Genomic DNA, 22,781 nt, shown 5'->3' with positions numbered 1-22,781 from the left:
ATTACGCAATTCGGACAGAATTTAGATTTATAGGTTTAAATCTGTTGCCGAATTTTAGAGAAGTGGTATTACTAAGCAACAGCGCACACAATGATATACCCTAATTCCTGACTATATTTATTGAAAACTTGGCGCATTTCTAAAACTCGTTGACGGATAGATTTATGCGTCAATATATTCCATAAAATCTGGATCGTATTGAAAATGCCTTCATCTTGAAACATCCGCCCTAAATTCAATAAGTTTATTGGGCTGGTTTGATGTTTTTGTACTTGTAAACCTGCTGTTGTAAAAGCTGCAATCCAGTTAGCTTCTGAAAGCGGTGTAGAATTAACTCGGATTGTTCTTGCTAAATCAACATGAATTTGTTCTTCTTTGTCACTAGCTAATAATTCATGAGAGAGAAACTTACCTCCCGGTTTGAGTCGATTATGAATTGCAGTTAACAATTTAGCTTTCCCAGGTGGAGATTGCATTGTGAGAATAGCTTCTGCCAAAACATAATCAAACTTTCCTGGAATATGATCTAGGTGAAAAATATCGCCTTCAATGATTTCAATTTGGTTTTCTAAGCCAGCCGCGCGGATATTTTCACGGGCACGAGCCACACTATCAGGATTTTTTTCTATACCGACTACCTTGACATCATAGCGTTGTGCAAGGGATATGGCGCTGTATCCAAAGCTGGAAGCTAGCTCTAAAACTGTCTCACCAGGCTGAAAATTCGCCCATTGAAATAATTTTTCTGTAGCGATTCGTCCACCGGGACGCAAATATTTTTTGCCTGCTGCTGCTAGCACTTCATGTCCAGAAGCATTTTGGAAATTGAGGGTTGCGTTGGTCATCTGTGTGACTCTCTGAACTCGTCATACCCCCAATTTGCCAGAAGTTAATGATGCCGTCTTTGAGGTAGCTCAAAGAAGGAAAATTATTATTTAACTTGCGGCTAACTTGCCCCAACTAACATAAGGTAGTTTTGCAGCAGTAGCTCTAACTTGATCAGCTTGAGCTACTAACTGACCGCAAGCATCCCAAGTTCCAGCAATGAACGTGCTTCTTGTTCCTTCACCGATCGCAACTGGGGCTATGTAATCACCAACTTGCACTTGCAAAGTTTCCAGATTCACTGTGACGATCGCCTGGGGATTGCTAGCTACTAATTCTTGGAGTTGTTTGACAGTAGCAGCATCGGCTGTTAAACAAGGTATACCCATAGCGACGCAGTTACCAAAAAAGATTTCTGCAAAGCTTTCACCTATTAAAGCTTGAATTCCCCATTTAGCGATCGCTTGTGGTGCATGTTCCCGCGAGGAACCACAACCAAAGTTGCGATTAACTATTAAAACCTTCGCGCCTTGGTATTGGGGTTGATCAAAGGGATGCTCACCTTTTAGTGCTGTGCGGTCATCGATAAACACACCTTCACCTAATCCATCAAAGGTGATAGCTTTCAAATAACGGGCAGGAATGATGCGATCGGTATCTATATCATTGCCTATTAAGGGTATACCGCGTCCTGAAACTGCTTTAACTTCACTCACCATAAATTTTATTTATCACCTAAATAACTGCGTGTTAGTTTTTACAAATGCCCCATGCTTCGCTCAATTAAAAATTAAATTGATTCGATTTCATTTTGCGGAAAGTAGGCGGTGTCGGTTTCCGTCCCGCCCAACTTTCCAAGACGAATTTTTAATTTTTAATTTTTAATTACCAAAGGGATGCCCCTTGATAAATTACAGCAACTCGCGCACATCAGACACTTCGCCTTTAATCGCAGCGGTAGCAACCATCGCCGGACTCATCAGCAATGTGCGGCCGGAGGATGAACCTTGCCGTCCTTTGAAGTTGCGGTTAGAGGAAGAAGCGCTAATTTGTCTACCTTGGAGTTTGTCGGGGTTCATCGCTAGGCACATAGAACACCCAGGTTCGCGCCACTCAAATCCTGCTTCTTGAAAGATTTTGTGCAATCCTTCAGCTTCCGCCTCTTGTTTGACGCGTTCCGAACCAGGAACAACAAAGGCTTTGACTCCCTCGGCTACGTGGCGACCTTGGGCAATTTTTGCAGCTTCTCGCAGGTCGCTAATTCTACCATTGGTGCAGCTACCAATAAAGCAGACATCAATTTTTGTGCCTTTAATCGGCTGACCAGGAAACAAATCCATGTAGCTATAGGCTTCTTCGGCAATGAAGCGATCTTCTTCTAGTAATTCTTCCGGTTTGGGGACGAACTGATTAATGCCAATTCCTTGACCAGGAGTGATTCCCCAAGTGACTGTGGGGGGAATTTCGGCTGCGTCGAAAACGACTACATCATCGTACTCAGCATTAGCATCGCTCTTGATGGATTCCCACCAAGCTACAGCTTTGCCCCAATCTGCATCTTTAGGGGCAAAGTCTCTACCTTTTAAGTAATCGTAAGTAACTTGATCGGGATTGACGTAACCGCACCTAGCACCACCCTCAATCGCCATGTTGCAAACGGTCATCCGTTCTTCCATGTTCATTTGCTCAAAGGTAGTGCCTGCATATTCATAAGCGTAGCCTACACCACCTTTCACGCCAAGGGTACGAATGATATGCAGAATGACATCTTTAGCGTAGACACCAGGATTGAGAGTGCCATTAACTTCAATTTTGCGGACTTTCAGTTTAGCAAGGGCCAGGGTTTGGGAGGCGAGAACATCCCGCACTTGACTAGTACCGATACCAAAAGCGATCGCCCCAAATGCTCCATGACTAGAAGTATGGCTATCTCCACAGGCGATCGTCATTCCAGGTTGAGTCAATCCCTGTTCGGGAGCAATCACATGAACTATTCCCTGACTCCCAGAACCAATGTTATAAAAGGTAATATTATTTTCTTGACAGTTTTGTTCTAGTGCTTGGATCATATCCTCCGCCAAGCGATCGCTAAAGGGACGCGCCTGATTTTCTGTCGGTACAATATGATCGACTGTAGCCACAGTCCGTTCTGGAAACAGTACTTTTAATCCCCTCTCGCGTAACATAGCAAAGGCTTGGGGACTGGTAACTTCATGAATTAAATGCAGCCCGATAAACAGTTGCGTTAGCCCTGAAGGAAGTGTACCAACGGTGTGTAAGTCCCAAACTTTATCAAACAGGGTACCTTTGCTCATACGTCAATGCTTATTTAACGAGTCAGAGTTTTTATAGTATCAAAAAACAGTCGGGCTTTGACTATATGAAAAATTCTACCCACAAGGGGATAGAGTTTGGTTAGTGCATCGCTGACCACTGACAACTGACAACTGACCACTGACCACTAACAACTGACAACTGACCACTGACCACTGACCACTGACCACTGACCACTGACCACTGACAACTGACCACTGACCACTAACAACTGACAACTGACAACTGACCACTGACAACTGAATGGTGACAAATATAGAAAATTCTCATAATCAAGAGTTAGTCGGTTTTATCTGGAGCATTGCTGACAAACTCCGAGGCCCTTACCGTCCACCCCAGTACCGCCGGGTGATGTTACCTCTAATTGTGTTGCGTCGTTTGGATGCTGTCTTAGAACCGACTAAGAAAGCTGTTCTTGAAGCGAAGGCGAAATATGAGGCGATGGGCTTAGAGGGAGATGCTTTTGAGAAAGCGATCGCTAAAGTTGCAATAGGAGGCGAACGCCAACAGCCGTTGTATAACCTCAGTGAATTTACATTTCAAAAATTACTAGAAGATTCAGAGGGGCTGGCGGATAATCTCAGAGCTTATATCAATGGTTTTTCGCCTTTAGCACGGGATATTTTTGAGAAATTTGAGTTTGATAATGAAATCCAGAAATTAGATGAAGCTAACCAATTATTTGAAGTGATGAAGGCGATCGCTAGTCCTGAAGTTGATTTATCTCCTGGTAAACTTTCTAATCTGCAAATGGGCTATCTGTTCGAGGAACTGGTGAGGAAGTTTAACGAACAGGCGAACGAAGAGGCGGGAGATCACTTTACACCCCGTGAAGTAATTCGACTCATGGTGAATCTGGTTTTCTGTGATGAGCAGGATATCTTTAAACAAGGAATTTACCGGACAGTGTACGACCCCACAGCCGGAACGGGGGGAATGCTATCGGTAGCGGAGGAATACATTAAAAAGCAAAATCCTAAAGCAAATTTAGGGTTATTTGGGCAAGAGTATAATCCTGAATCTTATGCAATTTGCTGTTCTGATTTACTGATTAAAGATGAACCAATTAACAATCTTGTTTATGGTGACACCTTGGGAGTAAAAAACGCCAAAAGCAAAAGTAATAATTTTTTACCCCGTGATGGTCATCCTGATAAACAGTTTCACTATATGTTTGCTAATCCACCTTTTGGTGTGGAATAGAAACCAGAAGAGGATTTTATTAAAGATGAGTATGACAATTTAGGATTTAAGGGACGTTTTGGGGCTGGTGTACCTCGAATTAATGATGGTTCGCTGTTGTTTTTGCAACACATGATCTCAAAAATGCACTCATCCCCAGAGTCAGGGGGTGATGGTTCTCGAATTGCGATCGTGTTTAATGGTTCCCCCTTATTTACCGGGGATGCAGGGAGTGGTGAAAGTAATATCCGCCGTTGGATTATTGAAAATGACTGGCTGGATGCAGTGATTGCGCTACCTGACCAGATGTTTTATAACACGGGAATTTTTACTTATATTTGGCTGGTGACGAATAAAAAAGCAGCGCATCGTCAGGGAAAAGTGCAGCTTATTGATGGTACTCACCATTTTCAGAAAATGAAAAAGAGTCTTGGTAATAAGCGTAATGAGTTATCCCCTGAGCATATTGCGGAACTGGTGCGATTGTATGGAGATTTTGAGCAGAATGGTTTAAGTGAGGTGAAATCAGACGGACAGATAGAAAAGCAGATTTGCTCAAAGATTTTTGATAATCGGGAGTTTGGATTTCTTAAAATTACAGTGGAGCGTCCCTTAAGGTTAAATTTTCAGACAAGTGAGGAGCGTTTGGCGCGGTTGTCACAGCAGAAAGCGTTTCAGGATTTAGCAACGAGTAAGAAGCGTAAAGATGCTAAGGTGCAACAGTTAGAAATTGAAATGGGTGAAAGTCTGCAAAAGCAAATTTTAGATGCTTTGCAGAAATTGGATGCAAATCAACTTTATCTGTCGCGGAATGAGTTTGAGAAAGACTTAAATAGGGTGTTAAAAAATGCCGGGTTAAGTTTAAAAGCTCCTGTCAAAAAGGCGATTTTATCAGCATTGGGAGAAGCTGATTCAGAAGCGGAAATCTGTCTAGATAGTAAAGGTAATCCTGAACCGGATAGTAATTTGCGGGATACGGAAATTGTACCTTTACCGGATGATATTACGTTGCCGTTACCGTTGGGGTATGACAAGGATGCAAGTGTAAATGAGTTGGTTAAGTTAGTAAAAGAGCATTGTGAGGAGTATTTAAAAGCGGAAGTATTGCCCCATGTACCGGATGCTTGGATTGATTTTGATAAAACTAAGGTAGGGTATGAAATTCCGTTAAATCGTCATTTTTATGTGTATCAGCCACCCCGACCTTTAGATGAAATTGAGAATGATATTAAGTCTTTAGAAGCAGATATTATGGCGATGTTGGGGGAAGTGGTTTAAGGATTACAATAAAAATGTAGAGTTGGAATATTTTAGCAATGGCTTTAGTAATTTCAGATGAAGACTTGGAAAGTATTCAGCTTTCGGCAGAGATTCGAGAAAAGGCTTTGCACAAAGCTAAAGAAGGATATGTAATGGCTTTATTAGAGGTAGGAGAAATTAGGAGTGGTAGGGCAGCGAAAATCCTTGGTGTTTCTCGGCTAGAAGTTATAGAAATGATGAGTAAATGGGGTATTCCGCTTTTTGATGACTCTCAGAGTTTAGAGGAATTACAGCAAGAAGTAGAACAAGCGGAATTAATGTTAAATCAGCAAATTATTAAATGATAATTGTCTCTGATACCACCCCAATTAGTGAGGATGTAGGTTGGGTTAAGCGCAGCGCAACCCAACAATATCGGGGTGTTGGGTTTTCTTACGTCAACCCAACCTACTACTACTGAATTAAAATAAAAATGTAGAGTTGAGAGACTTTAGTAATGGCCGTAATAATTTCCGATGAATTTTTAGACGCTTCTCAGTTAACACCCACAGAATTTTTGCAGGAAATTGCATTACATTTGTTTCAGTCGGGGCGATTAACTTTGGGTTATGCAGCTAAAATGGCGGAGATGGACTGTGATGCTTTTCAAGATTTACTGAAAGCTCGTAAAATTGCTTTATATCATTATGATGTGGATGATTTTGAGGTTGATTTAAAAAGTTTGCGGGAGTTAGGGAGATTGTGATTATTAGTGATACTTCTGTTATTACTAATCTGATTAGTATTGAACATATTTTCTTGCTGAAATCACTTTATCAAAGGGTGATTATTCCTCAAGGAGTTTATCAAGAATTATCAAGGTGTCATCCCATAATACTAAGTGAATTACTCACAGAAATATCTCCTTTGTTGGAGATTAGAACTGTGATAGATAAGAATAAAGTTGATGAGTTAAAACAACAAACTAAGTTGGATCAAGGAGAGTCAGAGGCTATTATTTTGGCACTGGATTTAAAAACTGATTTATTATTAATTGATGAGCGCAGGGGGAGGGCTGAGGCACAACGTTTAGGAATCAGAATTACGGGATTATTAGGGGTTTTGTTGGAAGGGAAAACCAAAGGCTTCATTATTTCTGTTAAGCCTTTGATGGATCAACTAATTGAAAGTTCTACTTTTTGGATTTCTCCTCGTTTATATGACAAAATTTTAGTTTTGGCAGGGGAAATAGAGGCGGAATAATGGGTAAGTATCAGGGTTATGAAAAGTATCAAGATTCTGGTGTTGAGTGGTTGGGGGCTATTCCTAAGCATTGGGGAGTTAAGCGGTTTAAATTTTCTGTTGATTTAATTAATAACAAAATTGAGGCAGAAAATAGTAAATTGCCTTATATGGGGCTAGAACATATTGAGTCGTGGACTGGTAAAAGGATTGAAGATGATAATGCTTTAAGCGAGGGTCTTGCTTCTCATTTCCGTCCAAATGATGTTTTATTTGGAAAACTTAGACCCTATTTAGCAAAAGTATATTTATCTGAAATTGAAGGTTTGGTATCAACTGAAGCTTTAGTATTACGCTCTAAAAAATACATTTATCCTAAATATTTAAAATATTATATCCTTTCTCGTGATTTTATAAATATTGTTGATTCTTCAACTTTTGGGGCAAAAATGCCTAGAGCAAGTTGGGATTTTATTGGTAATCTTTTTTTGGCTATTCCACCACTCGATGAACAGGAGACAATCGCCCGCTTTCTCGACTATAAAACCAAACAAATAGATGACCTCATCGCCAAGAAAGAAACCCTCATTGAAAAACTCGACGAAAAACGCACCGCCCTCATCAGTCACGCCGTCACCAAAGGACTAGATCCAAACGTCCCGATGAAAGATTCTGGTATAGAGTGGCTGGGTGAAATTCCAGAACATTGGAAAATTAAAAAGATCCAATATATTGGATTGTTAAAAAGTGGTGAAAATATAACATCACAACAAATAGATAAAGAAGGTCTATATCCTGTTTTTGGAGGAAATGGGTTAAGAGGATACTTTGATTTGTATACACATGATGGTCATTATATTTTAATTGGTAGGCAAGGTGCTTTATGTGGAAATATTAATTATGCTAATGGTAAATTTTGGGCATCAGAACACGCCGTAGTTGTTACTCCTTCAACTACTTTTGAGGTGTATTGGCTTGGAGAATTATTAAAAACGATAAATTTAAATCAATATTCAACTTCTGCAGCGCAACCCGGTTTATCTGTTGAACAAATAGGTAGACTTAAAATCCCTTTTCCTTTTATAGATGAACAAAAACAAATTGCCAAATATTTAGACCAAAAAATAACCCAAATTGACCAACAAAAAGCCAAAGTTAAAGAAGCCATAGAACTATTAAAAGAATATCGCACCGCCCTGATTACCAATGCCGTCACAGGTAAAATAGACGTGCGCCAAGTCCCCATCCTCTAACCCCAGAAACCAGCATGGCACAAATCACCTTTGCAGAACTTCCTGAAACTGTCCAAAACCTAATTAACCAAGCGCAAAAAACAGGCGAACCCTTCACCATCATACAAAATGGTATTGCGATCGCCATTATTTCCCACATTAAGAAAAGCAAAAGAGCCACCTTCGGAGGGATGAAAGATAGCGGTAAAATTACAAGGGATATTGTCGAGCCTACTTCAAATCTAGTTACTTAGGATGTCCTATTATGAAACTTTTACTAGATACCCATATCTGGATTTGGTATCTTTAGGACTTACGCAAAAAACCTCTCAAACTCTCATTCCTCCGTGTCCTCTGTGTCTCTGTGGTAGCCTACGGCAAGCCGCTTGAGCGTCTACGTTTTTCCATGACCCTTGCGTAAGTCCTGATCTTCTCGGCAATCTCCAACTTTCTTTTATCATATCAACCAATGATAGATCACGATAGACTCTTTAAAGAATTAATTCAAACCTTCTTTTGGGAATTTATAGAACTCTTTTTACCAGAAGTATTAGACTATGTAACAAAAGACAGCCTCATCTTTTTACCAGAAGAAATATTTACAGATGTCACATCTGGAGACAAAAGAAAAATCGACTTACTAGCCCAAGTCAAATTTAGAGAACAAGACACTTACTTTCTCATACACCTAGAAAATCAGGCATATAATCAAAAAGAATTTGAACGGCGGATGTTTCATTACTTCGCTCGTTTAGATTCTAAATATTTATTGCCTATCTTTCCTATAGTTATCTTCTCTTACGACGAACCAAAAAGACCTGAAAAAAGCCAATATAAAGTTAACTTTCTTAACAGAAAAATATTAGAATTTAACTACGTAGCTATTCAATTAAATAACCTCAACTGGCGCATTTTTTTAAATCAACCAAATCCCGTAGCTGCCGCATTAATGGCAAAAATGGAGTTTAAACTAGAAGAAAGAGTCCGAGTGAAACTAGAATGCTTAAGAATGCTAGTCACCCTAAAATTAAATCCTGCTAAAATAGAATTAATTTCCGGTTTCATTGACATCTATCTCAGATTAAACGCCACAGAAGAACAAGAACTGGAAACTGAACTAAAACAAGCTAACTTAGTTGAAGAGGAACAAATCATGGAAATTGTCACCAGTTGGATGGAAAAAGGAATTGAACAAGGGATTGAACAAGGAGAACAAAAAATTATTAAAAGACAACTAAAACGGCGTTTCAATAATATTGATTCTGCCTTGGAAAATCGTGTTAATGGTTTATCTTCAGAACAATTAGAAAACCTAGCGGATGCGATTTTTGATTTTCAATCTTTAGAAGACCTAATCAAGTGGCTAGACCAACAAAATTGATGTAGCTTTTAATATTTTTCATAGTTAAAATCTCTGTCCTCGATACCAAACTCAAACAAGCCAACTTAGTTGAAGAGGAACAAATCATGGAAATTGTTACCAGTTGGATGGAAAAAGGCATTGAACAAGGAGAACAAAAGATTGTTAAAAAACTACTAAAACGGCGATTTAATCAGATTACTCCTACCATAGAAAGCCGAATTAATGGTTTATCTTCATAACAAATAGAAAACCTAGCGGATGCAATTTTTGACCTCCAATCTTTAGAAGACTTAATCAAGTGGTTAGATCAACAAAATTGATGTATTTTTTAGAGAATGGTTTAAAAATGTAGGGTGTGTTGTCGCGCAGCGCAACGCACCTTAATTGTTTACTGAAAAGGGCTTGTAAAGTTACTGTTAAACGCAGAGTCTCGCGGAGGTAAACGCAGAGGTACGCAGAGTTTTTGTTCAGGTTTTCGCTCTGAGTTTATGCAATAATGCAAATTCCAGAGATTAGCTGTTTGGAGTATAATTCACCTTTATATTTAATTATGTTTATACTTCACATCTCATGCACACGGAAGATAAATTTGAGGACATAATTGAACGGGAACTTCTGCAACTCAGTGGCTATCACCAAGGGAACGCAGACACCTACGACCCAGATACAGCCCTTTTCCCCACAGAAATCATCAAATTTATCCAAACCACCCAGCCCACACAATGGCAACGCCTAGCTAACACCAGCGATGCCCAGAAAATCATTATAGATAGCCTCACCAAAGAACTCAAAAGCCGAGGAATGCTCGATGTCCTCCGCAATGGCTTCAAATGTTACGGTAAAACCCTGCGAGTGGCCTACTTCCAGCCGAATACAGGCATGAACCCTGAAACCTTGGCACTCTACGAAAAAAATCGCCTCACCATCACCCGCCAAGTCAAAATTAAAACCGCAGGTATTCCCGATATTCTTCTCAGCATCAACGGTTTACCCATCGCTACTATCGAACTGAAAAACCCCTTCACCGGGCAAACCTACCAAAACGCCATTCACCAATATAAACACGATCGCAATCCCAAAGACCCACTATTTGCTTTTAAACAACGGTGCTTAGTCCATTTCGCCGTAGACACCGAAGAAGTATGGATGACTACCAAACTCGCTGGAGAAAGTACCTATTTCCTACCCTTCAATAAAGGTAATAATCACGGTGCAGGCAACCCAGTCGGAGACAATGAAGAATATCGCACCAGTTATTTTTGGCTAGAAGTCTTACAAAAAGATAGCCTTTTGGATATCTTGGCCCGTTTCCTCCACATCGAAATTAAAGAAACCAAAATTCCCACCACAACTGGCGTTAATTACCAGAAAAAAGAAACCCTGATTTTCCCCCGCTACCATCAACTTGATGTAATTCGCAGACTTATAGCCCACACCAAACAACACAAAGCCGGACATAATTATTTAATTCAGCATTCAGCAGGTTCGGGAAAATCAAACTCAATTGCCTGGTTAGCCCATCGCCTGGCCAACCTCCACGACAATCAAGACGAAAAAATCTTTCATACCGTTGTCGTCATTACCGATCGCACCGTACTAGATCAACAACTGCAAAACACTATCTACCAGTTCGATCATAAGGCCGGAGTTGTCCAGAAAATTGACGAAAACACCCAACAACTCGCCACAGCCCTCAGCGAAGGTGTACCTATTATCATTTCTACAGTTCAGAAATTCCCCTTCATTACTAAAGCCATTGAGACTTTAGCGAAAAAAGGTAAAACCATAGACATTACCACCAAAGATAAACGCTTTGCCGTCATTGTTGATGAAGCCCACGCCTCCCAAACCGGAGAAACCGCCACAGAACTCCGCAAGATTCTCAATAAAGATGGTATCGAATCTGCGATCGCAGCTCAACTCCTTGAAGATGAACTTGAAGAAGATGATCTTAGCGATGAGGCCAAACAACAACTACTAAAAGAACAAATTAGCCGCACCAAACAACCAAACCTCAGCTACTTCGCCTTTACCGCCACCCCTAAACACAAAACCCAACTCGTATTCGATGAACCCGGAGAGAACGGCGAAGCCCCCTTTCATCTCTACACGATGCGCCAAGCCATTGAAGAAGGCTACATTAAAGACGTTTTGGCCAATTACACCTGCTACGATCGCTATTACGAACTTGTCCGCATTTCTGAAAATAACCCCGACTTACCCCGTCGTCAAGCAGCCAAAGCGATCGCCAATTTTCTTGAACTTCATCCGTACAATATCGCCCAAAAAGTAGAAATTATCATTGAACATTTCCGCAACCATACCTGCCACAAAATTGGGGGTAGAGCTAAAGCAATGGTTGTCACCCGTTCCCGTGAACACGCCATTAAATACAAACTTGCTTTTGATAAATGCATCAAAGAAAAAAACTATAGCGATATTAAATCCCTTGTTGCTTTTTCTGGCTCTATTACCCTGGATGAGTTCCCTGGAGAAACATTTACTGAAGTCAACATGAATGGCGGTATCAAAACTTCAGAAATTCCCGATAAATTTGCCAGCGATGCCTATCAAGTGCTGCTGGTCGCCAACAAATTCCAAACCGGATTTGATCAACCATTGCTTCATACTATGTTTGTTGATAAACGGTTAGATGGAGTTCAAGCCGTCCAGACCCTATCCCGTCTCAACCGTACCGCCACAGGCAAAGAAGATACCTTCGTTTTAGATTTTGTCAATAAACCCGAAGACATCTACAAAGCCTTTAAACCCTACTACGAAGAAACTCCCATTGGAGAAACCGCAGATCCACAACAATTAAATGACCTGTCCTACCAGCTTTATGAATGGCAACTTTTTAGCCAAGATGATGTAAACCAGTGGTGTGAAATTTGGTTTCGCCCGAAAACTTCCCTTACCGGAGGCGAACACAAAAAATTAAATATATTACTAGACCTCATTATTGAAAATTATAGAGCCTTGCAAGACCCAGATAAAGAACAATTTAGAAGCCAACTTACCAGCTTCCGCAATCTCTACCTATTCCTTGCCCAGATTATTCCTTATCAAGATTCTGAACTCGAAAAACTTTATGCTTATGGACGTTTCTTACTCAAGAAATTACCCCATAGTACCCAAGCTCCAAAAATTGATTTATCTGGGGATATAGAACTAAAATTTTATCGCCTGGAAAAAATTAGTGAAGGGAAAATTGATTTAACCGCAGGTAAAGCAGAACCATTAAAAGGTGCGATCGCAGTTGGGACTCGACAGCCAGATAAAGAAGTCCCCTTATCCCAGCTGATTGACTCCCTTAACGAACGTTTTGGTACTAACTTCACTCCAGCCGACCAACTCTTTTTTGAGCAGATTACCGAAACTGCGATCGCTAATGACTCCATCAAACAAGCGGCTCAAGTCAATACAAAAGAAAACTTTGCCCCAGTTCTAGAAAAGCATCTGGAAAATCTATTTATCGAACGCATAGACGGTAACGAAAAAATCTTCATGCAAGTGATGAATAGTGAAGAGTTTAAAGCAGTTGTATTTGAAAAATTACTATCCAGTATTTATGAGAGTATCAAGAGTGAATAATCATGATTAGCACTTAACACATTGGCAGCGATCGCTGGAGATAATCGGCAGATATGTAGCTCTACACTTACTCCATCAACCAGTGGCATTGGTTTCTGGATGATCAACCCATCAATGTACTCGCTGGCGGGTTCTATCTCCGGCAACTAGTTAACACACTCTACAGATATTTAGATTTTTTCATAAATCAAATCGGATTCCTATAGTTGGTGCGTTAACCATAGAGTAACGCACCTTAAGATTATTCAACAAATTCAGGTCGCACTTTTTGATTTGACTGCAACTTTTGCTCTAAATCTGCCCAATTTTCTTGCTCAATTAAGTTAATAAATTCATCAAGATTGTGGCGATATTGTTGTAACGATCGCAACAGTGCTTGTCGATTATATTGGGCCATCATCACCCCTAATTCTGGATTTCCACCACCTACACGGCTGGTATCTCGAAAACCGGTACTAGCGAGATTTTTAGCTAGTTGCAAAACTTTAGGGTCAGTTTCACCCATACAAGCAGCAATCAATGAACCGCTGACCATCACGGGTAAGTGAGAAATCCAACTCACAGCGCGGTCATGTTGCTCTGGTTGACAATAATAGATATTAGCCCCAAGCGATCGCACAATTTCTTCTAAAACCGCGATCGCAGTAGTTGGTGTTGTCGCATCTGGTGTAAGCACGTAAGGTCTACCAACAAACAAATTGCGTTGTGCCGCTTCAATACCACTATCTGTTGTACCTGCCATTGGATGTCCGCCAACAAAATTTTCCCACAGGGGAGCTAACGCCTTCACTATCGGAGCTTTCACCGAACCAACATCAGTCACAATCGTCGCAGCAGACAGATGGTTAATCAGCTGCTCAAATTGGGGAACAATAAGCCCGATAGGCGTACAGATAAATACAACTTCTGCGGCTGCTAAAAGGCTCAGATCACAAGATGCCTCATCCATACTACCCAAAGCGATCGCTCTTTGGCAGGTAGAATCACGGCGGCTGACTCCCAAGACATAATGACCTTGCGATCGCAAGTCATAGCCAAGAGAACCGCCGATCAGTCCCAATCCTAAAATACCAATTTTCATTTTTAATTTTGACCGTTATCTTTTAATTATTTTCTGCATACTTTACCAACTATTAAAGTTGGCATCCTAGGGGTAGCATCCATGACTGTAGAGGAATTGCTGGAACAATACGCGACAGGAGTCATAAACTTTATTGGTGTTGACCTCTGTGAAGCTAACTTGAGTGGTGTCAAACTCAGTGGTATAAATCTCAGTACAGCCAACTTAAATGTCAGCAATCTCAGTGGGGCGAATCTCAGCGCATCTAATTTGAGTTGTGCCAACCTCAATGTGGCTCGATTAAGTGGTGCGAATCTTGACAGCGCCAATCTCAATAATTCCAGCCTCAATGTCGCTAATTTAATTCGCGCCGATCTCAGTCGCGCTCAACTGCGGGGAGCCTCATTAGTTCGCGCGGAGTTAATTCGAGCTGATCTCAGTCGTGCTGATTTGTTTAAGGCCAATCTTAGCAACGCTGACTTGCGAGAAGCAACGCTACGGCAAGCAAATCTCCGCTGTGCCAACTTGAACGAGGCTAGTTTAAAAGGCTGTTCCCTGGCGGGAGCAAACTTAGAAATGGCTAATTTAAACGCCACTGATTTGAGTCGTGCTGACCTCAATAGTGCAAATTTGCGAGAAGCTGAACTTAAACAGGCAAATCTCAGCCATGCTAATCTCAGCGGTGCAGACTTAAGCGGAGCAAATCTCCGCTGGGCAGATTTAAGCGGAGCAAATCTTCGTTGGGCAGATTTAAGCGGAGCCAAATTAAGCGGAACTAACTTAATGGGCGCAGATTTGAGCAACGCAAATTTAACCAATGCCAGCTTAGTATATGCCGATTTAACCCAGGTAACTTTAATTAAGGCAGAGTGGGTAGGTGCGGACTTAACAGGCGCAATTTTAACCGGAGCTAAACTTTATTCTACTTCCCGGTTTGGTTTAAAAACCGAAGGCTTGACTTGTGAGTGGGTTGATCTTAGCCCATCAGGCGATCGCTCGATCATTCAAAAATTCGACTTGGAAGATCCCAAAGACTTTTTTAATGAAACTCCACCAACAATTCGGATTATCGTTGATACTGCTTTAGAACAAGAAGCCAACTTTGCCCTAGCTGGTGCTTATTACCACATTGCTCAGGAATATCGGGTACTAAAACAACCACCTAGTATGGAAATTAGTCGCCGCCGGACTGTTTTCACCTTTCGCGTAGATAGCGACGAAGCCTTATTTCCCACAGCTTGTATGGCGATTTTGCCCTTTAGAGATGCAGTTAGTACGCAAAAAAATATTTACACAATAGTAGAAATGCTGGGTAAACAAGATCTACCCCACTTGGAAGAAAAAACATCCCATCGGCTGAAGCAATTAACTACTCTGACCCAGCAAGCTATTAGTCAGGCAAAGACTATTAGGCAAATGAAAAAAAATCTGGAATTGGCAGCAAAATTAAATTTCTTTAGAGTGCCTACCCAAACAATATTAACGAATTCCAGCGCTCAAACTTTGGCGGTGCATTACAACCCGAACTTTGGTAAACGATTTATTAATCCTGCGGATCTCGATGTCGGATTTTTAGCGGATACATCCACTGAATCTGCTACATCTATATTACCTTCGTTAAATATGATTGTGGATTTTGTTAAAAGTTTCCACTATATCAGTCAATAATTAATGACAACTGACCACTGACCACTAACAACTGACAACTGACAACTGACAACTAACAACTAATCAAACTTCAGGAGGAAGCAAATGCGTGCCTTTAATAAAATGATTGGTCGGACTCGCTACGTAGTCTTTCGCTTATTTTTGCATTTAGCTGGGTCTGACGTAGCACCAATTTTAGGAGTATTAAATCGTAACGCAAGAGAAGCGATCGATTCTGATGGTGAAATGGAAGTTTTGGAAAAAGGATTAGTAGATCTTTGCGAAACTCTGTTGCGATATGATGAATACTGGCTTTCTTCTGCCAATGAAGGTGATGTATTTTGGGACGAAGGCGAGGCGGCAAATTATGTGGATGATTTATTTACCGACTCCGGCGAACGATATGGTGCTGAACTTGATTTGAACTCTGACTCGGACTTAGATCAGCCCTTGTCTATACCTGTTACTCGCAATGTAGTTGCAATGATTACAGTGGCCTATGAGGGAGAAGTCCCAGAATTAGAAACTAATCTGTCTAATATTCAAGCATTGAAGGAAGCTTTAAAAGCCTTAATCAGTTTGCATTATAAAAACAAACTGCGGGAAATTTATGTGCATTTTGCACCAGCACAGTTAGGTGATGAACTGACTAATGATCAGCTATTGCAATATTACCCAGAATTGATACCTTTGTAATTTGTGGGGTAGACCGTACCTACTACCCACATTCAGAACTTGTTAAGCTCAGAGATAATAGAATAGTGCAATGATCATGAATATAATGCGGAAACTTACAGTTGTTTTTTTAGCCCTGACTTTGTGCTTGACAACTGTTTCTTGCGGGGGAGGAAATCAAACAACCTCTTCAGCTAGGAATGTTAGCCAAACTTCTACTGCCACAAAATTAAGTGATGGTCAGTATCCAGTGCAACAAGCAACTTATGACGATGCCAATGGTGAATATACGTTGTTTTTACTCAACAGTACACCGCCAACTTTGGCAACCGAAAAGTTGCAAATGGCACGGCTAACCGATGAAGAAATCAAGGAAGGTAAGAAAACTTATTTAAAAGTTGAGAACGGACAGCCAATTTTATACTTGACTGAAGACTTTAAAATTGAGTACGTTCACAACGTCACCGAAACAAAAACTAATCCCCAAACAGGTCAACAAGAAACAGTCGTAGTCCGCCGAGAAAATAGCTTTTGGACACCCTTTGCTGGAGCCTTAGCGGGTCAGGCGATTGGTAGTTTGCTGTTTAGACCACAATACTATGTGCCTCCAATGTATCAACCAGGAGGTGGATTAACTGGCTTTGGTGGATATGGTAGAAGCTATGACCAAGCAGTGTCAAACTACCAGACTCGCTATAACGCCCCGCCCGCAGCTGTGCGAAATCGTAATACTTTACGCACCACGGGATCAATTAGAAGACCAAGTAGTTCCACTGTACGCACTACAACGCCACGTACAAGCACTGGAAGCCGTTCCACTGGTTCCGGTTATGGTAGTGGCACTTTAAGACGCGATACCGGTTCTAGGACTAGACGCGCTCCTAGTGGTAGTAGTTTTGGTAGTAGGAGTCGTGCTCCCAGCCGTTCAGGTGGTTTTAGACGACGTTAAAAAAGGGAAGTAGACGCGATAAATCGCGTCTCTACATGAGGCTTTTTGGTTAACTCAACGGTATAACTAAATACGGGACTTAATTAATCCCATTTCGTGTAACCCCTGTCGGAGTCTTTTGGCTTCTGCGGGGTTTTGTTGTTCGTGAAGGGCGATCGCATTTCTAAATGCGATAATACTAGCTTGCTGATTGCCAACTTTTAGCTGCACCACCCCTAAATTCTGATATGCTTCTGCATAGTAGGGGTTTAACTTAATGGCTTTTTGGTAAGAGGCGATCGCCTCTGTAAACAAACCCAAAGCTTTTGACATCATCCCCAAATTGTAATGTCCAGCCGCAAAACTAGGATCTATTTTCAAAGCTGTTTCGTAAGCTTTTTTTGCACCGTTGAAATCTCCACTTGCTTTAAGTAAGTTGCCCAGATTGTTATATGCTCCTAATTTGAGCATGGGGTAAATCGGTAACTTAATAGCAGCTTGATAGTGATTAATAGCTTGTTGAGTATTTTGCAAATGGCTATAAGCAATGCCTAAATGGTAATGCAGCTCGTACAAAATCTCATAATTTTCCTCTGGTGGTATAATCTCGCGTCTGACAGCATATCCCTGTTGGCGGATTTTATCTGTGTAGCTGTTACCTCCACTTGCTTGGTTTAATCCTCGTTTCAGCAATTCCAAACCGGGATTAATTTTACCAATTTCTACATACAATGCCCCCAATTTACTGCAAACATAGGGATCATCAGGATGGGTGGCAAGAAACTCTGTCATCGCCGCTTGGGCTTTGGCGTATTTATTATTTTGAGCGATCGCAGTTTTTTGATATCCTTTATGTAGAATTGCTACCCCTTGTAAATAGCCAATTTGCCAATGGGGTTCCTGCTTTAAAATTACAGATACACTATCATCCACCAAGGCATGGTAAGGACGTTCAAAGCGGATATTTGGATGCTTGCGAAATAATCGAGAAACCAAAGAATAGGGTGATTGGGCTGCGCCGACTTCTTGACGGATGAGGTTAATTAAAAGATATTCTTCGCTTTGGATTGCTGACTTGAGTTGCGGCACAATATTTGGTGTAAGAGTTTCATCGGCATCTAATACCAAAATCCAGTCACCAGTTGCATATTTGAGAGATGCATTGCGAGCAGCACTAAAGTCATTGCACCATTGAAAATTATAAACTTTAGCACCAAATTCTTGGGCAATATCAACAGTGTGATCGCTTGAGCCTGTATCCAGTACTACTATTTCATCTACAACATCTTTAACACTGCTAAGACACTTAGGCAATGCAACTTCTTCATTTTTTACAATCATGCATAAACTAAGACTCATAATCTAATCGTCATTTAATTTTTAATCTGATATACGACGGTTGCAAAACAAGTCTATAACCTTACCTGTCAATCCTCCAATGATAATCCCAGCTAACATAGAGACTAAGATACTTATCCAAACACTATTCCAGACTAAATCACTGTTTAAGCTTAAAAGCAAAAAGTATGTAATTGAACCAAGTACTACATTAACTACAGCCCATAAGGCTGGTGCAGGGACTCGCCGCCTTAAAACACTCCACTGAAACAAACTGACAATTATTGTAAAGATGATAGCTGCAATTATTAAAACTGCGATCGCGTCGCCGGAGTTTTGCAGCACATCAAAATTAAATACAGATATTAAAAGCCAAGTAACGCCAGCTGCACCAAAACCACCAACAATTAATCCAACGGTATTCACAACAATCCACAGCCAGCCAGCAGAGCGAAGCCGATACCGCATAATCCAAGCTTGCATACTAGCCATTGTGATCCAGAAAATAATTGCCGAGGCATAATAAAGCATTGATTATCGTTTATGGCGCTTCTAGTTGAAATCAGGGGCTAGGAATAGAGTGTACCTTATGTAATAGGAAACTTCAGATGGACGTAGATAAATTGGCGTTGCTGAATGAGAATATGAATTTTTTTCACCCAGAGTCGCAGTGAACCAGCGCTGCGGGAGGGTTAGCCCGACCCAGGCGACTGGTGTTAGCGCAGCGGTAGCGAGCTTGGGAGCGTCACCCGAAGGGAGTCGCAGAGAGTAAGAGTTGAGAATACTTGATTTTTTGAAAAAACTCAGTAACTCTCATTTCTCTGTGTTCCCTGCGTCCTCTGCGGTTTTTCCATTATTCATACATAAGTCCTGTCTCTACAAGTAACTCAGTAATCAATCGGATTGCTATATGCCAAGTGGAAGCAAAACTAAAGCCCAAATTTGGGTAGTCGAGAATAGCAAAAAGCGTCTTCGACAAGACCATATCACCACCGAGGAACCCTTAGAAATTCGCTTAACATCTCCACGTCGCACAGTAGCTGTAACCATGCGAACACCTGGAGCAGATTTTGAGCTAGCTGCTGGTTTTCTTTATTGTGAGGGAGCGATTAGCTGTAAACAAGATATTCAACGCATCAGCTATTGCGTAGATAAATTAGTAGATGGTAAACAGCACTACAACATTGTGAATGTGGAACTACGACAGGATTTGATTCCAGATTTACAACCCTTAGAACGTCACTTTTACACTAATAGCGCCTGTGGGGTTTGTGGTAAAGCTAGTTTGGAAGCTTTGCGGCTGCGGGGTTGTCCAGTTATTTTTTCAAGTTTGATGGTAACTCCTGAAATTATTTATAGTCTCTCAGATCAGCTGCGGGCGGCTCAAGGTATTTTCGCTGCGACAGGAGGGTTACATGCAGCTGGCTTGTTTGATGCTCAAGGACAACTTTTGCACCTGCGAGAAGATATTGGCCGTCATAATGCTTTAGATAAACTAATCGGTACAGCTTTGCTTAGTGACGAGTTACCTTTAAATAATCATCTGGTGATGGTAAGTGGACGCTCTAGTTTTGAGATTTTGCAAAAATCTGCTGCGGCTGGGGTTCCCATTGTTTGTTCTGTTTCTGCTCCTAGCAGTTTAGCGGTATCTGTAGCTGAAGAATTTGGGATTACCTTAATTGGTTTTCTGCGGGGGGAACGGTTCAATATTTATACTGGTTCACAAAGAATCAACATTACTTAAAGATGGTTTGGCAATATAAAATTCATCATTTCTGAAAAAATTTAATGCGCCTTCTTCTCTATTCCCTGTTCCCTGTTCCCTCGCTACGCAAGTAATTTCATGAATCAAATCGGGTTTCTATATACAGACGCATTCGTCACCATTGCGTCGATGAATTTGGCGAATTTGGTGAATTTCTATACCCAATTTTTAGGACAAAAACCAATCTCTCTAATTCCTAATGTCTATGCTGAGTTTCAGCTGTCTGGTGTGCGGTTAGGCATTTTTCAACCCAAGACGACACACGAATCTGAATTTACAACCTCAGCTAAAAGTACAATGAGTTTATGTTTAGAGGTGAGTAACTTGGAAGATGCGATCGCTCACCTGAAAACTTTAGGCTATCCCCCACCCGGAAACATCTCCATTGCTAGCCACGGTAGAGAAATTTATGCCTACGATCCCAATGGTAATCGTTTAATTTTGCATCAAAATAATTCGTAATTAATTATGGGTCTAACTGAAAATTATAAATTAAATATAATCCAATGGTATCCAGGTCATATTGCCAAAGCTGAAAGGAAGCTCAAAGAACAGCTGACGCGAGTTGATGTGGTATTAGAAGTACGAGACGCGCGGATTCCCTTAGCGACACACCATCCCCAAATCGATGAGTGGGTGGGAAGTAAGGGGCGAGTTTTAGTATTGAATAGGTTAGATATGGTTTCTCCCCAAGTGCGATCGCTCTGGGTAGATTGGTTTAAAAGTCAAGGAGAATTTCCTTACTTTACCAACGCTAAACAAGGTCAAGGCGTGATCGCAATTTCCAAAGCCGCCCAAGCAGCAGGGATAGAACTCAATCAAAGAAGACGCGATCGCGGCATGTTACCTAGGCCAGTCCGGGCTGTAGTCATTGGTTTTCCGAACGTTGGTAAATCAGCTTTAATTAACCGCCTCTTAGGAAAGCGAGTGGTTGAAAGTGCCGCCCGTCCAGGGGTAACTCGTTCTTTACGCTGGGTGCGAATATCTGACGAGTTAGAATTGCTAGATGCTCCTGGTGTCATCCCCGTGAAGTTGGGAAATCAAGAATCCGCATTGAAATTAGCGATTTGTGATGATATTGGTCAAGCATCTTACGATAATCAACTAGTAGCATCCGCTTTAGTTGATTTACTCAATTCTCTCCAAGCTACAGCCCCTAAATTATTACCAAAACTACCATTGCAGTCACGTTACGAACTTGATTCTACACCCCACACAGGAGAAGCATATTTACACGCTTTAGCAGAGCATCGCTACAAAGGAGATGTAGAACGAGCAGCCAGACAACTTCTAACAGATTTTCGTAAGGGATTATTAGGTACAATCCCCTTAGAAATACCCCCTACTTACTAAGCAGGGGAGGAGAGTAAGAAAATTTCACTTTTTACTCTCAGCGTTCTCTGTGCCTCTGCGGTTTAAAAGTATTTCTCTAACCACAGAGACGCAGAAAACACAGAGGCCAAAGATATTTTTCGAGTCAAGGACTAGTCCTAAGAATATTGCAGGGTGTACAGAGATTTTATTGCGCTGCTGTTACTGCTTTGCCTTCTTTTAGTACTTGATCTAATAGCTCTCTAGCAGGTTGTGCTTTAGCCAGTGCTGCTTGATGGTCACTATAAGCACGAACCAAGCGAGAAAGACCGCTAACGCCTACCTTAAGTTGTTCGAGTTCTTCACCAGCAAGCAATTCTCCATCAAGCATCCGTCCAATTAAAGGTTTGATGTCGCCTACATCTTGCCGGACTTTTTGTAGCTTGTCTACAGTACTCAGTAAGGCTTTGAGGGAATTTAAGATTTCGTCAATATCTTGAACATCCTCCACTGATTCAGAGGAGTCCTCAATTTTTACAGACTCTTCAATTGTTACCGAGTCATCAACGTCTGAAACTGTAGGCAATTCCTGTGCAGACGTTCCAGCTTTTACCCCATTTTTTTGTGCCATCAACGCTTCCTCAAGGAATTTTTCTCAGTTTATCGTGCTTCGTGTGTCAGTTGTCAGTTGTCAGTTGTCAGTTGTCAGTTGTTAGTTGTTTTTTATCGACAGAGGTTTGAGTTGGCGGATGTTTAATTTCGCCCTCGCAGTAACCCAGATCGTACATACTAGCAGCTTGAGAATCTTGTTCTGGCGGTACTTTGGGTTTTCCAGCCCAGGCATCAGATTTACCTAAACTAAACCAATCTTCATCAGTCATGTCTGAACCTAATGTATTCTCCGTTATTTTTTTCATAAGCGCTTACTTTACAGATAGGTTTCAGCATCTATAATTTGTTCATCCTTGCACTACTGCTTGGCAAAAGTCTTGTACCGTTAGTTAGAAAGAATAAGCGAGGCATAATAGCATTGCTACCTCTTACCA

22 protein-coding genes and 2 pseudogenes are annotated in these 22,781 nt (G+C 41.1%); 15 read left to right on the top strand and 9 right to left on the bottom strand.

Going from position 1 to position 22,781, the window contains the following annotated elements:
* Positions 1–71: 71 nt before the first annotated feature.
* From I8751_RS23175 to I8751_RS23160, 4 genes are all read right to left on the bottom strand, one after another.
* Positions 72–845 (bottom strand): SAM-dependent methyltransferase, encoded by a 774-nt coding sequence (locus I8751_RS23175; protein WP_214441441.1) that lies wholly within the window; start codon positions 843–845, stop codon positions 72–74.
* Positions 846–935: 90 nt separating this feature from the next.
* Positions 936–1,544, bottom strand: coding sequence for a 3-isopropylmalate dehydratase small subunit (gene leuD / locus I8751_RS23170; protein WP_214441440.1), 609 nt, complete (start codon positions 1,542–1,544; stop codon positions 936–938).
* 192 nt (positions 1,545–1,736) lie between these two features.
* Positions 1,737–3,140, bottom strand: a complete 1,404-nt coding sequence (leuC, locus tag I8751_RS23165; protein ID WP_214441439.1) for a 3-isopropylmalate dehydratase large subunit — start codon at positions 3,138–3,140, stop codon at positions 1,737–1,739.
* A gap of 75 nt (positions 3,141–3,215) precedes the next feature.
* The gene (locus I8751_RS23160) at positions 3,216–3,392 is read right to left on the bottom strand and encodes a hypothetical protein (protein WP_404800450.1); all 177 of its coding nucleotides are present in this window, start codon (positions 3,390–3,392) and stop codon (positions 3,216–3,218) included.
* 10 nt (positions 3,393–3,402) lie between these two features.
* Between I8751_RS23160 and I8751_RS23155 the strand changes: the two are divergent.
* From I8751_RS23155 to I8751_RS23115, 9 genes and pseudogenes are all read left to right on the top strand, one after another.
* Positions 3,403–5,619: pseudogene (locus tag I8751_RS23155) on the top strand (type I restriction-modification system subunit M).
* A 38-nt stretch (positions 5,620–5,657) separates the two neighbouring features.
* Complete coding sequence (locus tag I8751_RS23150; protein WP_214441438.1) at positions 5,658–5,945, top strand: UPF0175 family protein; 288 nt, start codon at positions 5,658–5,660, stop codon at positions 5,943–5,945.
* A 152-nt stretch (positions 5,946–6,097) separates the two neighbouring features.
* Positions 6,098–6,346 carry a UPF0175 family protein gene (locus I8751_RS23145; RefSeq protein WP_214441437.1) on the top strand — a complete coding sequence of 83 codons (249 nt, stop codon included), beginning with the start codon at positions 6,098–6,100 and terminating at the stop codon, positions 6,344–6,346.
* Entirely contained in the window at positions 6,343–6,843 is a 501-nt protein-coding gene (locus tag I8751_RS23140; RefSeq protein WP_318780359.1) for a DUF3368 domain-containing protein, read from the top strand. The genes I8751_RS23145 and I8751_RS23140 overlap by 4 nt, the downstream gene beginning before the upstream one ends.
* The gene (locus I8751_RS23135; RefSeq protein WP_214441436.1) at positions 6,843–8,075 is read left to right on the top strand and encodes a restriction endonuclease subunit S; all 1,233 of its coding nucleotides are present in this window, start codon (positions 6,843–6,845) and stop codon (positions 8,073–8,075) included. The genes I8751_RS23140 and I8751_RS23135 overlap by 1 nt, the downstream gene beginning before the upstream one ends.
* 14 nt (positions 8,076–8,089) lie before the next feature.
* Entirely contained in the window at positions 8,090–8,308 is a 219-nt protein-coding gene (locus I8751_RS29830; RefSeq protein ID WP_225894341.1) for a type II toxin-antitoxin system Phd/YefM family antitoxin, read from the top strand.
* A 215-nt stretch (positions 8,309–8,523) separates the two neighbouring features.
* Positions 8,524–9,435, top strand: coding sequence for a DUF4351 domain-containing protein (locus I8751_RS23125; RefSeq protein ID WP_214441435.1), 912 nt, complete (start codon positions 8,524–8,526; stop codon positions 9,433–9,435).
* Between the two features lie 86 nt (positions 9,436–9,521).
* Positions 9,522–9,737: pseudogene (locus I8751_RS30295) on the top strand (DUF4351 domain-containing protein).
* A gap of 250 nt (positions 9,738–9,987) precedes the next feature.
* The gene (locus I8751_RS23115; protein WP_214441434.1) at positions 9,988–13,011 is read left to right on the top strand and encodes a type I restriction endonuclease subunit R; all 3,024 of its coding nucleotides are present in this window, start codon (positions 9,988–9,990) and stop codon (positions 13,009–13,011) included.
* A gap of 241 nt (positions 13,012–13,252) precedes the next feature.
* Here the strand turns inward: I8751_RS23115 and I8751_RS23110 are convergent, their stop codons facing one another.
* Positions 13,253–14,092 (bottom strand): prephenate/arogenate dehydrogenase, encoded by an 840-nt coding sequence (locus I8751_RS23110; RefSeq protein ID WP_214441433.1) that lies wholly within the window; start codon positions 14,090–14,092, stop codon positions 13,253–13,255.
* Positions 14,093–14,173: 81 nt separating this feature from the next.
* Between I8751_RS23110 and I8751_RS23105 the strand changes: the two genes are divergently transcribed.
* The 3 genes from I8751_RS23105 (at position 14,174) to I8751_RS23095 (ending at position 17,342) form a co-directional block, all read left to right on the top strand.
* Positions 14,174–15,739, top strand: coding sequence for a pentapeptide repeat-containing protein (locus tag I8751_RS23105; RefSeq protein ID WP_214441432.1), 1,566 nt, complete (start codon positions 14,174–14,176; stop codon positions 15,737–15,739).
* Positions 15,740–15,823: 84 nt separating this feature from the next.
* Positions 15,824–16,414: a DUF1517 domain-containing protein gene (locus I8751_RS23100; protein ID WP_214441431.1), complete on the top strand. Its 591-nt coding sequence runs from the start codon at positions 15,824–15,826 to the stop codon at positions 16,412–16,414.
* 70 nt (positions 16,415–16,484) lie between these two features.
* The gene (locus I8751_RS23095; protein WP_214441430.1) at positions 16,485–17,342 is read left to right on the top strand and encodes a hypothetical protein; all 858 of its coding nucleotides are present in this window, start codon (positions 16,485–16,487) and stop codon (positions 17,340–17,342) included.
* A 66-nt stretch (positions 17,343–17,408) separates the two neighbouring features.
* Here I8751_RS23095 and I8751_RS23090 read toward each other — a convergent pair whose 3' ends face one another.
* Complete coding sequence (locus tag I8751_RS23090) at positions 17,409–18,680, bottom strand: glycosyltransferase (protein ID WP_214441429.1); 1,272 nt, start codon at positions 18,678–18,680, stop codon at positions 17,409–17,411.
* 21 nt (positions 18,681–18,701) lie between these two features.
* Positions 18,702–19,190, bottom strand: a complete 489-nt coding sequence (locus I8751_RS23085) for a hypothetical protein (RefSeq protein ID WP_214441428.1) — start codon at positions 19,188–19,190, stop codon at positions 18,702–18,704.
* A 379-nt stretch (positions 19,191–19,569) separates the two neighbouring features.
* Here I8751_RS23085 and fdhD point away from each other — a divergent pair, with 379 nt between their 5' ends.
* The 3 genes from fdhD (at position 19,570) to ylqF (ending at position 21,777) form a co-directional block, all read left to right on the top strand.
* The gene (gene fdhD, locus I8751_RS23080; RefSeq protein WP_214441427.1) at positions 19,570–20,403 is read left to right on the top strand and encodes a formate dehydrogenase accessory sulfurtransferase FdhD; all 834 of its coding nucleotides are present in this window, start codon (positions 19,570–19,572) and stop codon (positions 20,401–20,403) included.
* A gap of 99 nt (positions 20,404–20,502) precedes the next feature.
* Positions 20,503–20,886 (top strand): VOC family protein, encoded by a 384-nt coding sequence (locus tag I8751_RS23075; RefSeq protein ID WP_225894339.1) that lies wholly within the window; start codon positions 20,503–20,505, stop codon positions 20,884–20,886.
* A 6-nt stretch (positions 20,887–20,892) separates the two neighbouring features.
* The gene (gene ylqF / locus I8751_RS23070; protein WP_214441426.1) at positions 20,893–21,777 is read left to right on the top strand and encodes a ribosome biogenesis GTPase YlqF; all 885 of its coding nucleotides are present in this window, start codon (positions 20,893–20,895) and stop codon (positions 21,775–21,777) included.
* 166 nt (positions 21,778–21,943) lie between these two features.
* On the opposite strand, the gene I8751_RS23065 is transcribed toward ylqF, so the two are convergent.
* The gene (locus I8751_RS23065) at positions 21,944–22,366 is read right to left on the bottom strand and encodes a hypothetical protein (RefSeq protein WP_214441425.1); all 423 of its coding nucleotides are present in this window, start codon (positions 22,364–22,366) and stop codon (positions 21,944–21,946) included.
* Positions 22,367–22,433: 67 nt separating this feature from the next.
* Positions 22,434–22,652 (bottom strand): hypothetical protein, encoded by a 219-nt coding sequence (locus I8751_RS23060; protein ID WP_214441424.1) that lies wholly within the window; start codon positions 22,650–22,652, stop codon positions 22,434–22,436.
* Positions 22,653–22,781: the final 129 nt, after the last annotated feature.

It is taken from the genome of Atlanticothrix silvestris CENA357 (assembly GCF_016056295.1).
In the GTDB taxonomy this organism is placed as follows: Bacteria; Cyanobacteriota; Cyanobacteriia; order Cyanobacteriales; family Nostocaceae; genus Atlanticothrix; species Atlanticothrix silvestris.
The sequence above is the reverse complement of the archived record's forward strand: the minus strand, read 5'-3'. Positions and strand labels throughout refer to the sequence as shown.

Bases quoted from the DNA above. Each gene is read 5' to 3' on its own strand.
- I8751_RS23105 (WP_214441432.1), top strand. From the start codon at position 14,174: ATGACTGTAGAGGAATTGCTGGAACAATACGCGACAGGAGTCATAAAC.
- I8751_RS23110 (WP_214441433.1), bottom strand. From the start codon at position 14,092: ATGAAAATTGGTATTTTAGGATTGGGACTGATCGGCGGTTCTCTTGGC.
- I8751_RS23150 (WP_214441438.1), top strand. From the start codon at position 5,658: ATGGCTTTAGTAATTTCAGATGAAGACTTGGAAAGTATTCAGCTTTCG.
- ylqF (WP_214441426.1), top strand. From the start codon at position 20,893: ATGGGTCTAACTGAAAATTATAAATTAAATATAATCCAATGGTATCCA.
- fdhD (WP_214441427.1), top strand. From the start codon at position 19,570: ATGCCAAGTGGAAGCAAAACTAAAGCCCAAATTTGGGTAGTCGAGAAT.
- I8751_RS23135 (WP_214441436.1), top strand. From the start codon at position 6,843: ATGGGTAAGTATCAGGGTTATGAAAAGTATCAAGATTCTGGTGTTGAG.
- I8751_RS23115 (WP_214441434.1), top strand. From the start codon at position 9,988: ATGCACACGGAAGATAAATTTGAGGACATAATTGAACGGGAACTTCTG.
- I8751_RS29830 (WP_225894341.1), top strand. From the start codon at position 8,090: ATGGCACAAATCACCTTTGCAGAACTTCCTGAAACTGTCCAAAACCTA.
- I8751_RS23145 (WP_214441437.1), top strand. From the start codon at position 6,098: ATGGCCGTAATAATTTCCGATGAATTTTTAGACGCTTCTCAGTTAACA.
- I8751_RS23175 (WP_214441441.1), bottom strand. From the start codon at position 845: ATGACCAACGCAACCCTCAATTTCCAAAATGCTTCTGGACATGAAGTG.
- leuC (WP_214441439.1), bottom strand. From the start codon at position 3,140: ATGAGCAAAGGTACCCTGTTTGATAAAGTTTGGGACTTACACACCGTT.
- I8751_RS23060 (WP_214441424.1), bottom strand. From the start codon at position 22,652: ATGAAAAAAATAACGGAGAATACATTAGGTTCAGACATGACTGATGAA.
- I8751_RS23090 (WP_214441429.1), bottom strand. From the start codon at position 18,680: ATGAGTCTTAGTTTATGCATGATTGTAAAAAATGAAGAAGTTGCATTG.
- leuD (WP_214441440.1), bottom strand. From the start codon at position 1,544: ATGGTGAGTGAAGTTAAAGCAGTTTCAGGACGCGGTATACCCTTAATA.
- I8751_RS23085 (WP_214441428.1), bottom strand. From the start codon at position 19,190: ATGCTTTATTATGCCTCGGCAATTATTTTCTGGATCACAATGGCTAGT.
- I8751_RS23100 (WP_214441431.1), top strand. From the start codon at position 15,824: ATGCGTGCCTTTAATAAAATGATTGGTCGGACTCGCTACGTAGTCTTT.
- I8751_RS23095 (WP_214441430.1), top strand. From the start codon at position 16,485: ATGATCATGAATATAATGCGGAAACTTACAGTTGTTTTTTTAGCCCTG.
- I8751_RS23125 (WP_214441435.1), top strand. From the start codon at position 8,524: ATGATAGATCACGATAGACTCTTTAAAGAATTAATTCAAACCTTCTTT.
- I8751_RS23075 (WP_225894339.1), top strand. From the start codon at position 20,503: ATGAATCAAATCGGGTTTCTATATACAGACGCATTCGTCACCATTGCG.
- I8751_RS23065 (WP_214441425.1), bottom strand. From the start codon at position 22,366: ATGGCACAAAAAAATGGGGTAAAAGCTGGAACGTCTGCACAGGAATTG.